This is a genomic window from Pseudomonas sp. P1.31 (assembly GCF_001269815.1).
In the GTDB taxonomy this organism is placed as follows: Bacteria; Pseudomonadota; Gammaproteobacteria; order Pseudomonadales; family Pseudomonadaceae; genus Aquipseudomonas; species Aquipseudomonas rustica.
On the sequence record NZ_LHVN01000040.1, the window covers coordinates 24,890 to 39,113 of the forward strand.

11 protein-coding genes are annotated in these 14,224 nt (G+C 58.4%); all 11 read left to right on the top strand.

The features are described from left to right. Positions 1-169: 169 nt before the first annotated feature. On the top strand, positions 170-763 hold the full coding sequence (betI, locus tag AD669_RS25140) for a transcriptional regulator BetI (protein ID WP_053124587.1): 594 nt from the start codon (positions 170-172) through the stop codon (positions 761-763). 88 nt (positions 764-851) lie between these two features. After that, complete coding sequence (betB, locus tag AD669_RS25145) at positions 852-2,324, top strand: betaine-aldehyde dehydrogenase (protein ID WP_053124590.1); 1,473 nt, start codon at positions 852-854, stop codon at positions 2,322-2,324. 145 nt (positions 2,325-2,469) lie between these two features. Next, positions 2,470-4,173 carry a choline dehydrogenase gene (gene betA, locus AD669_RS25150; RefSeq protein ID WP_053124592.1) on the top strand — a complete coding sequence of 568 codons (1,704 nt, stop codon included), beginning with the start codon at positions 2,470-2,472 and terminating at the stop codon, positions 4,171-4,173. A gap of 184 nt (positions 4,174-4,357) precedes the next feature. After that, positions 4,358-5,356 (top strand): hypothetical protein, encoded by a 999-nt coding sequence (locus AD669_RS25155; protein ID WP_053124594.1) that lies wholly within the window; start codon positions 4,358-4,360, stop codon positions 5,354-5,356. Beyond that, on the top strand, positions 5,356-6,081 hold the full coding sequence (locus tag AD669_RS25160) for an AzlC family ABC transporter permease (protein ID WP_053124596.1): 726 nt from the start codon (positions 5,356-5,358) through the stop codon (positions 6,079-6,081). The genes AD669_RS25155 and AD669_RS25160 overlap by 1 nt, the downstream gene beginning before the upstream one ends. Beyond that, complete coding sequence (locus AD669_RS25165) at positions 6,078-6,422, top strand: AzlD domain-containing protein (protein WP_053124598.1); 345 nt, start codon at positions 6,078-6,080, stop codon at positions 6,420-6,422. The genes AD669_RS25160 and AD669_RS25165 overlap by 4 nt, the downstream gene beginning before the upstream one ends. A gap of 218 nt (positions 6,423-6,640) precedes the next feature. Beyond that, positions 6,641-8,083: a TldD/PmbA family protein gene (locus AD669_RS25170; RefSeq protein ID WP_053124600.1), complete on the top strand. Its 1,443-nt coding sequence runs from the start codon at positions 6,641-6,643 to the stop codon at positions 8,081-8,083. Continuing rightward, positions 8,083-9,420 (top strand): TldD/PmbA family protein, encoded by a 1,338-nt coding sequence (locus AD669_RS25175; protein ID WP_053124602.1) that lies wholly within the window; start codon positions 8,083-8,085, stop codon positions 9,418-9,420. Before AD669_RS25170 ends, AD669_RS25175 begins: the two co-directional genes overlap by 1 nt. Before the next feature lie 189 nt (positions 9,421-9,609). Beyond that, positions 9,610-11,037: a multidrug transporter subunit MdtD gene (mdtD, locus tag AD669_RS25180; RefSeq protein ID WP_053124604.1), complete on the top strand. Its 1,428-nt coding sequence runs from the start codon at positions 9,610-9,612 to the stop codon at positions 11,035-11,037. Between the two features lie 275 nt (positions 11,038-11,312). Further along, entirely contained in the window at positions 11,313-12,698 is a 1,386-nt protein-coding gene (gene dbpA / locus AD669_RS25185) for an ATP-dependent RNA helicase DbpA (RefSeq protein ID WP_008085781.1), read from the top strand. Between the two features lie 159 nt (positions 12,699-12,857). Beyond that, positions 12,858-14,036 (top strand): NAD(P)/FAD-dependent oxidoreductase, encoded by a 1,179-nt coding sequence (locus AD669_RS25190; protein WP_053124606.1) that lies wholly within the window; start codon positions 12,858-12,860, stop codon positions 14,034-14,036. Positions 14,037-14,224: the final 188 nt, after the last annotated feature.

Consider the following 14,224-nt stretch of genomic DNA (forward strand, 5'->3'; position numbering starts at 1 on the left):
TTGGATGTCAGTTTTTGCGCCATTCACATGTGGGAAAAATCTGTAAGCAGCGACGATTTGTCGCAGATCTTATTCTTTGTTGATTGAACGTTCAATCAAAACAAAATAGACTGGCCCTCAATCCGATGAGCGTTGATCGCCCCTCGGAAGGCCTAAGGAGATGTGCAAGATGCCCAAGGTCGGTATGCAACCCATCCGCCGCCAACAACTGATCGAAGCCACTTTGCAGGCGGTCGATCAGGTCGGAATGGGGGACGCCAGCATTGCGCTGATCGCCCGTTTGGCCGGTGTCTCGAATGGCATCATCAGTCATTACTTTCAGGACAAGAACGGCCTGATTGCCGCCACGATGCGGTATCTGATGAGCGTCCTCAGCGAGAACGTCACCCTGCGCCGCCAAGCGCTGGCAGATGACAGCCCACGGGCGCATCTGCAGGTGATCATCGAAGGCAACTTCGACGCCAGCCAGGTCAATGGCCCGGCAATGAAAACCTGGCTGGCCTTTTGGGCCACCAGCATGCACCAGCCGTCTTTGCACAGGTTGCAGCGGATCAACGATCACCGTCTGTATTCCAACCTGTGCTGCGAGTTCCGCCGTGTGTTGCCGCTCGAAGATGCGCGCACCGCAGCGCGTGGCCTGGCAGCGTTGATTGACGGTTTGTGGTTGCGCGGCGCGCTGTCGGGAGATGCTTTCGACACGGCGCAGGCGCAACAGATCGCTTACGAATACATGGATTTCCAATTGGCCAAGAAGGTGAGCTAGAGCACACAGAAAACGCTCGGCCCCTCACTGCCACCGCAGCCTCACCGCGGTGGTCAACGCCAACCACTAATGCACTTGCGAGGACACTATGGCCCGTTTCGAACTGCAAAAACTTTACATCGATGGCGCGTACTCGGACGCCGGCAGCGATGCCACCTTCGAAGCCATCAACCCGGCTAACGGTGAAGTCCTCGCACAGGTGCAACGTGCGACCAAGGAAGACGTCGAGCGCGCTGTAGTCGCCGCTGAAAAGGGCCAGAAAATCTGGGCCGCGATGACTGCCATGGAGCGTTCGCGCATCCTGCGTCGCGCCGTCGACATCCTGCGCGAGCGCAACGATGAACTGGCTGCGCTGGAAACCCTGGACACCGGTAAATCCTTCTCCGAAACCAAGTACGTCGACATCGTTACCGGCGCTGACGTGCTGGAATACTACGCAGGCCTGGTGCCGGCGATCGAAGGCGAGCAGATTCCACTGCGCGACACTTCTTTCGTCTACACCCGTCGCGAGCCGCTGGGCGTTGTCGCCGGTATCGGCGCGTGGAACTACCCGATCCAGATCGCGCTGTGGAAATCCGCTCCAGCCCTGGCTGCCGGTAACGCGATGATCTTCAAGCCAAGCGAAGTCACCTCGCTGACCACGCTGAAGCTGGCCGAGATCTTCACCGAAGCCGGTCTGCCAAACGGCGTGTTCAACGTCCTGACCGGCAGCGGCCGTGAAGTCGGCACTTGGTTGACCGAGCACCCGCGCATCGAAAAAATCTCCTTCACCGGCGGCACCGACACTGGCAAGAAAGTAATGGCCAGCGCTTCGGCTTCGTCGCTGAAAGACGTGACCATGGAACTGGGCGGCAAGTCCCCGCTGATCATCTGCGACGACGCCGATCTCGATCGCGCTGCCGACACCGCCATGATGGCCAACTTCTACAGCTCCGGTCAGGTCTGCACCAACGGCACTCGCGTGTTCGTTCCGGCGCACCTGAAAGCCGCTTTCGAAGCCAAGATCGTTGAACGCGTTGCACGCATCCGCATCGGCAACCCGGAAGACGAAAACACCAACTTCGGCCCGCTGGTCAGCTTCGCGCACATGGAAAGCGTGCTGGGCTACATCGCCAAGGGTAAAGAGCAAGGCGCCCGCGTCCTGTGCGGCGGCGAGCGTCTGACCGACGGCGAATTCGCCAAGGGCGCATTCGTCGCACCGACCGTGTTCACCGATTGCACCGACGACATGACCATCGTTCGTGAAGAAATCTTTGGCCCGGTGATGGCGATCCTCTCTTACGAAACCGAAGAAGAAGTGATCCGCCGCGCCAACGACACCGACTTCGGCCTGGCCGCCGGTATCGTCACCAAAGACCTGAACCGCGCACACCGTGTGATTCATCAACTGGAAGCCGGTATCTGCTGGATCAACGCCTGGGGCGAGTCCGACGCAAAAATGCCGGTCGGCGGCTACAAGCAGTCGGGTGTTGGCCGTGAAAACGGCATCAGCTCTCTGAATAACTTCACGCGCATCAAGTCCGTGCAAGTCGAACTAGGTGAGTACGTTTCGGTATTTTGATTAGCTGATCAGCTACGAGCGGCAAGTTTCAAGCTGCAAGTAAAAGCAGTTTGGGGGTTGCCGCACTCCCCGATTTCGAAGCCACCGCTCGCTGCTTTTTCTTGCAGCTTGAAGCTTGTGACTTGTAGCTCCCTCAGGAGAACTTATGACTCAAGAATACGACTACATCATCATAGGGGCCGGCTCTGCAGGTAACACACTTGCGACCCGTCTGACTGAAGACGCCGGCGTCACCGTTCTGCTGCTCGAAGCAGGCGGCCCTGACTACCGTCTCGACTTCCGCACGCAAATGCCGGCTGCTCTGGCGTTCCCGCTGCAAGGTCGTCGCTACAACTGGGCTTACGAAACCGACGCCGAGCCACACATGGACGGTCGCCGGATGGAATGCGGTCGCGGCAAAGGCCTCGGCGGTTCTTCGTTGATCAACGGCATGTGCTACATCCGTGGCAACGCGATGGACTACGACGGCTGGGCGAAACTGCCGGGCCTGGAAAACTGGTCGTACCTCGACTGCCTGCCGTACTTCCGCAAGGCCGAAACCCGCGACATCGGCCCGAACGATTACCACGGTGGCGAAGGCCCGGTCAGCGTGACCACGCCGAAGGCTGGCAACAACCCGCTGTTCCACGCCATGGTTGAAGCCGGCGTACAAGCCGGTTACCCGCGCACCGAAGACTTGAACGGTTACCAGCAGGAAGGCTTCGGCCCGATGGACCGCACCGTGACGCCGAACGGCCGTCGTGCTTCCACCGCCCGTGGCTACCTCGACACCGCGAAAAAGCGTTCGACCCTGACCATCGTCACTCACGCCCTGACCGACAAGATTCTGTTCGAAGGCAAGCGTGCGGTTGGCGTGCGTTATCTAGTCGGTTCGGCTGAGGAGCGCGTTGAAGTCAAAGCGCGCAAAGAAGTGCTGCTGTGCTCCGGCGCCATCGCTTCGCCGCAGATTCTGCAGCGCTCCGGTGTCGGCCCGGCCGAACTGCTGAAGTCGCTCGACATCCCGGTGGTTCACGACCTGCCAGGCGTCGGTGAAAACCTGCAGGATCACCTTGAGCTGTACCTGCAATACGCGTGCACCCAACCGGTTTCGCTGTACCCATCGCTGCTCTGGTACAACCAGCCAGCCATCGGTGCAGAATGGCTGTTCAACGGCACCGGCATCGGCGCCAGCAACCAGTTCGAAGCCGGCGGTTTCATCCGTTCGCGTCCGGAATTCGAATGGCCGAACATTCAGTACCACTTCTTGCCGGTGGCGATTAACTACAACGGCAGCAACGGTGTGAAAGAGCACGGTTTCCAGGCGCACATGGGTTCCATGCGCTCGCCAAGCCGTGGTCGCATCCAGGCCAAGTCGAAAGACCCGCGCCAGCACCCGAGCATCCTGTTCAACTACATGGCCACCGAGCAAGACTGGCAGGAATTCCGCGACGGCATCCGCCTGACCCGTGAAATCATGCAGCAGCCTGCGCTGGACGCTTTCCGTGGCCGCGAAATCAGCCCGGGCATCGAAGTGCAAACCGATGAGCAACTCGACAAGTTCATCCGCGAGCACGCCGAAACCGCGTTCCACCCGTCCTGCTCGTGCAAGATGGGCACCGACGAGATGGCTGTAGTGGATGGCGAAGGTCGCGTGCACGGCATGCAGAGCCTGCGTGTGGTCGATGCTTCGATCATGCCGATCATCACCACCGGCAACCTGAACGCGCCGACGATCATGATCGCCGAGAAAATCGCCGACAAGATCCGTGGCCGCCAGCCGCTGCCACGCAGCACCGCACCGTACTACGTCGCGGGCGATGCACCGGTCAAAGGCAAGCCGATGCGTGATATCACCCCGGCTGCGCACTGACAGCTAACTAACGCCACGTCTAAAAACCGCCAGCTCTTTTAAAGACTGGCGGTTTTTTGTTTAAACTTTCAGATTCTCTAACAGTACGAACCCACCCGAACAGACTTGTAATACTTACCATCTGCACCTCTCTCACAAACACACTAGAATGCGCGCCATCAAAAAACACAATCAAGGAAGAATGATGCCGCTCAACCGCACAAACTCAGAAATATCCGCCAGTGCATTTCGACATGAACTGTCCAAAGAAACGACTATCTCTTTGGACTTCGGCTATCTAAGCGGCGTCATCGAATCATGGTGGGAGAAAAATAAAGAACAAAGCCTGCACACGCTAAAAATACAACTTACAAACTTATTGATTAATTATCTCAGACCAGAAGACACCCTCTATTTTGACCAGGTTGGCGCCCGCAACGGTGTCGCCGCCGTGTGTATCAAAAATGTTTTTACCAGCGACTGCCCAGCACTGGCCCTCACTGTTCATGAGGCACTGGCCGACCTGTTTCACTTGACTGATATAAAATACGAATATGAAGACCACAAAGCCCTGTACTTGAAACCTTCCGCGGAAAAATATCGGGAATGGGGTAATGGTTATGGTGATATCACCCCTCATTCTGATGACTTGTATGAAAGCCTTAACGTTGACTATCTTGCGCTGACGGTGTGCCGGGATACTACACACACGCCGACCGCCTATTATTTCCCTGCTGACTTGCTGCTATCACTTAATGATGAGGAAATTCAAACCTTGCTGGGTATGCAGGCGATATTTGTTTCAGGCAAAAACGTCAGTGGCTCGAAGGAGCGCGTTCGAAATGTCGTTGAATACGATGAACAGTATGGCTACCGATTTTCACTGGATTTCCGTATCGACATTCACAGCGGCGAGCGAATGCGTGCGTTCAACGGTGGTCAAGAGGTACTGGATAAAATCCGCGCCGGGATCTCGGCCGCCAAGTGTAATGTCTCCACAGCACAGACCGGCACGTTCCTCATCGTTGCCAATAACAAGATATTGCATGCCCGCCCTACGCTGAACATCAGTGCCGATGACGTTCGCTCGCAAGCCGCAACTTCGACATTGAACAACACGCCACGCTTGCTGTTTCGCAGCAAAGGGCCTCGCAAGCAGTACTACTCGCTGGACGAAAAACACACCATTCAGGAAGCGATTTGATGAAGGGCTGTCAATCGCCAGCAAATTCCACCTTCGCACAAACGCTCAAAGCAGGTGGACGAGACGCGATCACGTTCGGCATCGCGTTCATTTTTCTGTATCTATCAATCGGCATGGTGGGCGCAGCCCAAGCGCTGACCTTGAGTCAGACGATGGCAACGACCCTGCTGATTTTTTCGACACCGCTACAGTTTCTACTCATACAAAACTATAACGACGGATGGTTACTGATCCCGATTATTCTGGCGCTCAATGCCCGATTCGTTTTGCTCTCAGCGACGTTGGCGCCGCACTTGAAGCATACGTCGACGCGTAAAATTCTCGCGTCACTGGTTTTGCTGACACCCTCGATATTCACCGCGTGCATAACTCGCTTCAAGCACGAGAAAAGTTTCCCGTTCGCGTATTTTATCGGCGTCGGTGCTCCGATCTTCGCCTTGTCGATTATCTGCACTTACGTTGGCTTCATCGCCGGTGCAGGTTTTGCCTCGCCGGTCATTGCTGCCGCCATGACGATGCTCTTGCCACTTCAGTTTACTGCATTGGCCGGCAAGCACTGGCCGCACTACATGGAAGTCTCCAGCTATTGGCTGGGTTTCATCGGTGCTCCTTTGCTGGTGTTGTTGTTCAAGGACTACAACTTGCTGATCACACCTTTTGTAATCGGCGGCTTGATCGTAATGATCGAAAACACCTGTACTCGCCAAGGAACGGTTATCCAATGACCCTCTGGATGCTAATCGGCTTTGCCGCACTCACAGCTTTTGCATTTCGCGCACTACCGTTTGCTTTCAAAAACACTTCGGCGTTGACGCGCACCAACGGTTCCTTCTACCGCTTCGTCAGTTACAGCGCCCAGGCGATGTTAGGTGTGATCATTTACGAAACCGCATTTGCCAAGCTTGATGGCCCAAGTCTGATGCAACAGTTTCAGATTCTGGATGCGCTGAAGATTCTGCTGTTAGTCGGAACATTTGTCGCAGTGGCCAAGACCCGACAAATCCTGCCCAGTTTCTTTGCCAGCTTGCTGATTTACGTATGCGCGTTCGTCTATTTGAATAACTGAAATTTTATTCCTAGGGACCGACAAAGGGGGCTATTGGACAGGCCGGCCAAGCTCCCCTCTGTCGGGTGGCGGGATGACTATCACTCGCCGAATATTTTCCCTCTCAAGCGTCACCCTTGATACTCCCCCCCACGCAGGCCTACTCTAGACCTCGCGCAACCGTTTCACCCCCTCCCCGCCGTTGCTCTGCCGCTTCCCCCTGACAAGGAGGTTCCCGAATGTTCGATTTCCACCCCCAGCTCAAGCAGCGCTTCGCTGCCTTGCGCACGGGCGCTGAGTTCTTTTCCCTGCGGTATGTACGCGAGTCCGGGCAATACCTGTCGGTGCGCAAGAACGTCGCCGAGCCGCCAAGCCTGAGCCGTGACGAGGGCGCGATGCTCACCGTTCGCGTCAATGGCGTTGAGGCGTATGCCGCGACCAACGACCTGTCGCAACAAGGCCTGCAAGCTGCGCTTGAACGCGCCGAAACTCAGGCCCGCCGCCTCAAGCCGCACGCCTTGCTCGACCTGCGCGATCAGCCAGTGTCCAGCGATCGCGCTGATTACTTTTCGCCCAATCTCGAACAACCCTTCCCGTCCCTGAGCGAATGCTTTGAGCTGCTCGGCGCGGAATCCGCCTCGGTGCCAAAGGATGAGCGCCTGGTGAATTGGCAGGTGAGCATCGGCATTACTCACGTCGAACAGATTTATCTGAGCAGCGCCGGGGCCGAATTGCGCCAGGCCCAGCGCTTCGTCTATCCAGGCCTCGACGTCACCGCCTACGACGGCAACGACAGCCAGACCCGCAGCCTCGGCCGCGAAAACTTCGGCCAACAGGGCGGCGCTGATGTGATCAGCCGCTGCGGCCTGATCGGCGCCGGCCCGCAAGTCGCCGATCAGGCCCTGCAATTGCTGCTCGCGCCGAACACCCCGCAAGGCCCGCGCGATCTGCTGTTGATGCCGGATCAGATGATGCTGCAGATCCACGAATCCATCGGCCACCCGCTGGAGCTCGACCGCATCCTCGGCGATGAACGCAATTACGCCGGCACCAGTTTCGTCAAGGCCAGTGACTTCGGCACCCTGCAATACGGCTCGAAGCTGCTCAACGTAACCTTCGATCCGGGCATTCCCGAAGAACTCGCCAGCTACGGCCATGACGACGACGGCACGCTGGCGAGCAAACAATTTTTGATCCGCGAAGGTCTGTTGCTGCGGCCGCTGGGCGGTGCGCTGTCGCAATTCCGTGCCGGCATGGATGGCGTTGCCAACAGCCGCGCCTGCGGCTGGAATCGTGCGCCGATCGACCGCATGGCCAACCTCAATATCGAGCCGGGCGATCAGCCGTTGAACAAGCTGATCGAAGGCATCGAGCACGGCATTTTGATGAGCACCAACCGTTCGTGGTCGATCGACGATGCGCGCAACAAATTCCAGTTCGGCTGCGAATGGGGCCAGTTGATCGAAGACGGTGAACTTAAAGGCGTGGTGAAAAATCCGAACTACCGGGCGATTTCCGCGCACTTCTGGAAAAGCCTGCGCGCCGTCGGCGACGCCAACACCGTCAAGGTGCTCGGCACGCCGAACTGCGGCAAGGGCGAACCAAATCAGGTGATCCGCGTCGGCCACGCTTCGCCGGCCTGCGTATTCAGCAACGTTGATGTGTTTGGGGGAGACGCCTGATGAGCATTTCGAAGAGTCAGTCCGACGCCTTCAAGGTCATGGTCAATTGGCTGCGTGACAGCGTCCGTGAGCCGGAACAGTTCACCCTCAGCTATGCCGCTGAATCCTCGGCGTTTGTGCGCTTCAATCACGCCAAAGTGCGTCAGGCCGGGCAGGTGCAGCAGGCCAACATCGTTCTGAAGCTGATCAACGACGGGCGTCATGCCGACCTGCAAGTCACCCTCTCCGGTGATCAGGAAGGCGATCTGCAACGCCTCGCCGAAGGTCTGCAACAACTGCGCGAAACCTTGCCGCTGTTGCCGCAGGATCCCTATCTGCTGCTCAATCACAACGGCTGGCAGAGCAAGAATGTGCAGGAACATCCACTGCCGGACACGGAACAGGTGGTCGATGAAATCTGCGCTGCCGCTGAAGGTCTCGACTTGGTGGGCTTCTATGCCGCCGGGCCGATCAGCCGTGGTTTTGCCAGTTCTTCGGGGGCGTTTGGCTGGCATCAGGCGAACAGCTTCAACTTCGATTTCAGCCTGTTTCACGAGAACGGCGAAGCGGTGAAAGCCAGCTACGCCGGGCATGACTGGAGCAGCGAAGGGTTCGCCAAGCGCTTTGCTCAGGCGCGCGAGCAACTGGAATTTCTCGGTCGGCCGTTGCGCACCTTGGCACCGGGGCAGTACCGCGCGTATCTGGCGCCAGCAGCGTTGGAAGAAATCATGGGCATGTTGAGCTGGGGCGGATTTTCGGCGCAGTCGATTGCCAGCAAGAGCAGCCCGTTGCAGAAGTTGTATGTCGGCGATCAGGCGTTCAGCCCACTGGTGTCGCTGGACGAAAAGGTCAGCGACTCACTGAGCCCGGCGTTTTCCGGCGAAGGTTATCCGCGCAGCGATCTGCGTTTGATCGTCGAAGGCAAGGCGGGCGATCAACTGGTTGGTTCACGCAGTGCGGCGGAATATGGTTTGGCCGCTAACGGCGCCAGCGGCGGTGAATCGCCAAGTGCGTTGAACATGGCGGCGGGGGATCTGTCGCAAGCAGAGATCCTCAAGCAGTTGGGCACCGGGTTGTACATCAGCAACCTGTGGTACCTGAATTTCTCGGATCAACCGGCGGCACGCATGACCGGCATGACCCGTTTTGCAACCTTCTGGGTCGAGAACGGCGAAATTCAGGCGCCGGTGAGCACCATGCGTTTTGACGACAGCGCGTACAGCCTGCTGGGTTCGCAGCTGGAAGCGCTGACGGCGGAGCGCGAGTTGCTGCTCTCGGCGAGCACGTACAGCCAGCGCAATACCTCGTCGGCATTGCTGCCGGGGGCGCTGGTTAGCCGACTCACGCTAACGCTGTAAAACAAAGATCCCCGGCACACAGGGAATCAACTGTTGGAATAGAAACTGTGGCGAGGGGATTTATCCCCGATGGACTGCGCAGCAGTCCCGCTTTTTGGGGCCGCTGCGCGACCCATCGGGGATAAATCCCCTCGCCACAGGGTTTCATGTTTGAACAAGAATTTGGATTAACCACCCATCAGAGGTTCCATGCCCAATCGCCCGCCTCTCGACGCCATCACCGCCCGCTGGTTGCCGTGGGTCGTCGCCATTGCGTTTTTCATGCAGTCTCTCGACGGCACCATTCTTAACACCGCCCTGCCCGCCATGGCCCGAGATCTCGCCGAGGATCCGCTGCGCATGCAAGGCGTGATCATCGCCTACATGCTCACCGTGGCATTGCTGATCCCCGCCTCTGGCTGGATCGCCGACCGCTTCGGCACCAAGAAAATCTTCTTCGGTGCGATTCTGCTGTTCAGCTTCGGCTCGCTGCTTTGTGCGCTGTCGAGCAGCCTGAGCATGCTGATCGGCGCTCGCGTCATTCAAGGCCTGGGCGGTGCGCTGATGTTGCCGGTCGGGCGCCTGGTGGTGCTGCGCGCTTATCCGCGATCCGAACTGGTGCGGATCATGGGCTTTATCACCATCCCCGGTCTGCTCGGCCCGTTGATCGGCCCGACCATGGGCGGCTGGATGGTCGAATACCTGACGTGGCACTGGATCTTTCTGATCAACCTGCCGGTCGGCGTGATCGGCTGCTACGCGGTGTGGAAATTCATTCCCGACCTGCGCGGCAGCGAGCGCACGCGATTTGATGGACTGGGTTTCCTGTTGTTCGGCGCGGCGATGATCCTGATCACCATCGCCATGGAAGGCCTTGGCGAATTGCATCTGCCGCACCTGCGCGTGATGTTGCTGCTGTTCGGCGGCATGGCCTGTCTGGCGGCGTACTGGTTGCGTGCCGGGCATATCGAAAACCCGCTGTTCGCGCCGTCACTGTTCAAGACCCGAACCTTTGCCGTCGGCATTCTTGGCAACCTGTTTGCGCGTCTGGGCAGCGGCGCGTTGCCGTTTCTGGTGCCGTTGCTGCTGCAAGTCGCGCTGGGTTATTCACCGTCGCAAGCGGGGATGAGCATGCTGCCGCTGGCCGCTGCGGCGATGATCGCCAAGTGGGTGGCGCGACCGCTGATTGAGCGGCTCGGTTACCGCATCGTCCTCACCGGCAACACGCTGGCGCTGGGGATCATGCTGGCGAGCATGGGCCTGGTCAGCGAGCAGACGCCGTACTGGTTGCTGCTGTGTCTGCTGGCGGTACTTGGCGCGATCAACTCGCTGCAATTTACGGCGATGAACACGGTGACGTTGATTGATCTGGATGATGCGAGCGCCAGCAGCGGCAACAGTTTGCTGTCGGTGGTCGCGCAGTTGTCGTTGAGTCTTGGGGTGGCGTGCGCGGGTGCGTTGCTTGGCGGGTTTACGGCGGAGGTCGGTAATGATGGTGTGGAGACTGTGCTGGGTGCCTTCCAGCTGACCTTTGTCACTGTCGGGATCATGGCGATGTTGGCGGCGACGATCTTCTCGCAGCTGTCGAAAGAAGACGGCCGCCGCGCGAAACGGCCGGAAGAACACATTGAACATTAATTTGCCATGCTGGCTTTTGTGGCGAGGGGATTTATCCCCGTTGGGTTGCGCAGCAGCCCCAAAAGGTTGAATGCGATCGGTCTGATGTACCGAGGTGGCAGGTATAGGGGGGTGCTGCGCACCCCAACGGGGATAAATCCCCTCGCCACAGATAAATCCCCTCGCCACAGGTAAATCCTTCACTTCTGGTTTTAGTCGCTGTTCGTCCAGAACTTTCGAGGAAAGTGGCACGGGGCTGCTACACTGCGCGACATTTTGTTTTGCAGGCCTGTCCCGTGACCACCATCGCCACCGCTTTTAATACTCTGCCGCTGTCCGCCGCCATGCTGGCTAACCTCGAATCCCTCGGTTATGCCCAGATGACGCCGATCCAGGCGCAGAGCTTGCCGGTGATCCTCAAAGGGATGGATCTGATCGCTCAGGCCAAGACCGGCAGCGGCAAAACCGCCGCGTTCGGCATCGGTTTGCTGAACCCGATCAACCCGCGCTACTTCGGTTGCCAGGCACTGGTGATCTGCCCGACGCGTGAGCTGGCCGACCAGGTCGCCAAGGAAATCCGTCGTCTGGCCCGTGCCGAAGACAACATCAAAGTTCTGACCCTGTGCGGCGGCGTGTCGTTTGGCCCGCAGATCGCTTCGCTGGAACACGGCGCGCACATCATCGTCGGCACCCCGGGGCGCATTCAACAGCACCTGCGCAAAGGTTCACTGGTGCTCGATGGCCTGAACACGCTGATCCTCGACGAAGCCGATCGCATGCTCGACATGGGCTTCTACGACGCCATCGAAGACATCATCGTCAAGACCCCGGAGCGTCGTCAGACCCTGCTGTTCTCCGCGACGTACCCGGTGGGCATCAAGCAACTGGCGTCGAAATTCATGCGTGACCCGCAAACGGTGAAAGCCGAAGCGTTCCACGATGACACGCAGATCGAGCAGCGCTTCTACGAGATTTCCCCGGAAGATCGCATGAGCGTGGTGACCAAAGTCCTGCACCACTTCCGCCCGGCGTCGTGCGTGGCGTTCTGCTTCACCAAGCAGCAAGTGCAAGAAACTGTTGATCACCTGACCGCCAAAGGCATTTCCGCCGTCGGCCTGCACGGCGATCTGGAACAGCGTGATCGCGATCAGGTGCTGGCGATGTTCGCCAACCGCAGTACTTCGGTATTGGTTGCCACCGACGTTGCCGCCCGTGGTCTGGACATCGATGCGCTGGACATGGTGATCAACGTCGAACTGGCGCGCGATTCGGAAATCCACATTCACCGCGTCGGCCGTACCGGTCGCGCTGGCGAGAAAGGCATCGCGATCAGCCTGGTTGCTCCGGGCGAAGCGCATCGCGCGCAAGCCATCGAGCAACTGCAAAAATCGCCGCTGAACTGGGATCAGGTCGATAACCTCAAGTCCCAGGGCCTCGCCCCGCTGCAACCGCCGATGACCACGCTGTGCATCGGTGCTGGCCGTAAAGACAAAGTGCGTCCGGGCGACATTCTGGGTGCACTGACGGGTGATGCCGGTATTCCGGGCGCGCAGGTTGGCAAGATCGCGATCTTCGATTTCCAGGCTTATGTGGCTGTAGACCGCACCGTGGCCATGCAAGCGTTGCAGCGCCTGAACGACGGCAAGATCAAAGGCCGTTCGCTGCGCGTGCGTATCCTGTAACCGATCTGCTGGCCGACAGAGATCAAATGTGGGAGCGGGCTTGCTCGCGAAGTGGGAGTGTCAGACAACATCAATGTTGACTGATATACCGCTTTCGCGAGCAAGCCCGCTCCCACATTGGTCTTCGGTGAATTTTGAATTCTTTGTGAGGACACCGTTTTGCGCTCTACCGAAGTCGTGATCATTGGCGCTGGCGCCGCTGGGTTGATGTGTGCACTGACCGCCGCCGGGCGTGGGCGTCAGGTTTTGCTGCTTGACCACGCGAACAAGGCCGGCAAGAAAATCCTGATGTCGGGCGGTGGCCGCTGCAATTTCACCAACATGTACACCGAACCGAGCAATTTTCTCTCGCAGAATGCGCACTTCTGCAAATCCGCACTGGCGCGTTACACCCAGTGGGATTTCATCGGCATGGTCGGCAAGCACGCCGTGCCGTACCACGAGAAAAAACTCGGCCAGTTGTTCTGCGATAACAAATCCAGCGACATTCTTGAAATGCTCCTCACCGAGTGCGATCAGGCCGGCGTCGAGTTGCACCTCGACACGTCGATCCAGACCATCGAGAAAGTCGAGAGCGGTTACCTGCTCGACACTAACCTCGGACAGGTTCAGTGCCAGTCGCTGGTGATCGCTACCGGCGGGCTATCGATCCCGACGCTGGGCGCCACCGGTTTTGGTTATCAAGTGGCCAAGCAATTCGGCCATGAACTGCTGCCGACCCGCGCCGGCCTGGTACCGTTCACCATCACCGATCAGCTCAAGGAATTGTGCACCGAGCTGTCCGGGACGTCGGTGGATTGCCTGGTCAGCTGCAACGATCAGAGCTTTCGCGAGAACATCCTGTTCACTCACCGCGGCCTCAGCGGCCCGGCGATTTTGCAGATCTCGTCGTTCTGGGAATCGGGCGATACAGTGGAGATCAACCTGCTGCCGGATCACGACGCGGCGAGCTGGCTGCAACAGCAAGTGGCCGAGCGTCCGAACAGTGAATTGAAAACTTTGCTGGGTGAGATTTTCACCAAGAAGATGGCCAATCTGCTGGCGGATAACTGGTTTGTCTCCAAGCCGATGAAGCAGTACACCCACGCAGAGCTGGCGGAAATCGCCGAGAAGCTGGGCAGCTGGAAAGTCGTGCCGGCGGGGACTGAAGGTTATCGCACGGCCGAAGTGACGCTCGGTGGCGTTGATACCCGCGAAGTGTCGTCCAAAACCATGGAATCGCTGAAAAGCCCCGGCCTATATTTCATTGGCGAAGTGCTCGACGTCACCGGGCATCTGGGCGGCTTCAACTTCCAGTGGGCCTGGGCCTCCGGCTACGCCGCCGCGCAATACGCCTGACCGAAACAACACTCCCCCTGTAGGAGCTGCCGAAGGCTGCGATCTTTTGATCCTGTTTTAAGATCAAGATCAAAAGATCGCAGCCTTCGGCAGCTCCTACAAGGGCGTGCGGGGCGATCAAGGAACACTTTTTGCTGTCAGATGTGATCGCCGCCATTGCGTCGGCGTCATTACTGGCTCAATTTAGC

Coding starts and splice junctions, on each gene's coding strand:
- betI (WP_053124587.1), top strand. CDS start 170: ATGCCCAAGGTCGGTATGCAACCCATCCGCCGCCAACAACTGATCGAA.
- betB (WP_053124590.1), top strand. CDS start 852: ATGGCCCGTTTCGAACTGCAAAAACTTTACATCGATGGCGCGTACTCG.
- betA (WP_053124592.1), top strand. CDS start 2,470: ATGACTCAAGAATACGACTACATCATCATAGGGGCCGGCTCTGCAGGT.
- AD669_RS25155 (WP_053124594.1), top strand. CDS start 4,358: ATGCCGCTCAACCGCACAAACTCAGAAATATCCGCCAGTGCATTTCGA.
- AD669_RS25160 (WP_053124596.1), top strand. CDS start 5,356: ATGAAGGGCTGTCAATCGCCAGCAAATTCCACCTTCGCACAAACGCTC.
- AD669_RS25165 (WP_053124598.1), top strand. CDS start 6,078: ATGACCCTCTGGATGCTAATCGGCTTTGCCGCACTCACAGCTTTTGCA.
- AD669_RS25170 (WP_053124600.1), top strand. CDS start 6,641: ATGTTCGATTTCCACCCCCAGCTCAAGCAGCGCTTCGCTGCCTTGCGC.
- AD669_RS25175 (WP_053124602.1), top strand. CDS start 8,083: ATGAGCATTTCGAAGAGTCAGTCCGACGCCTTCAAGGTCATGGTCAAT.
- mdtD (WP_053124604.1), top strand. CDS start 9,610: ATGCCCAATCGCCCGCCTCTCGACGCCATCACCGCCCGCTGGTTGCCG.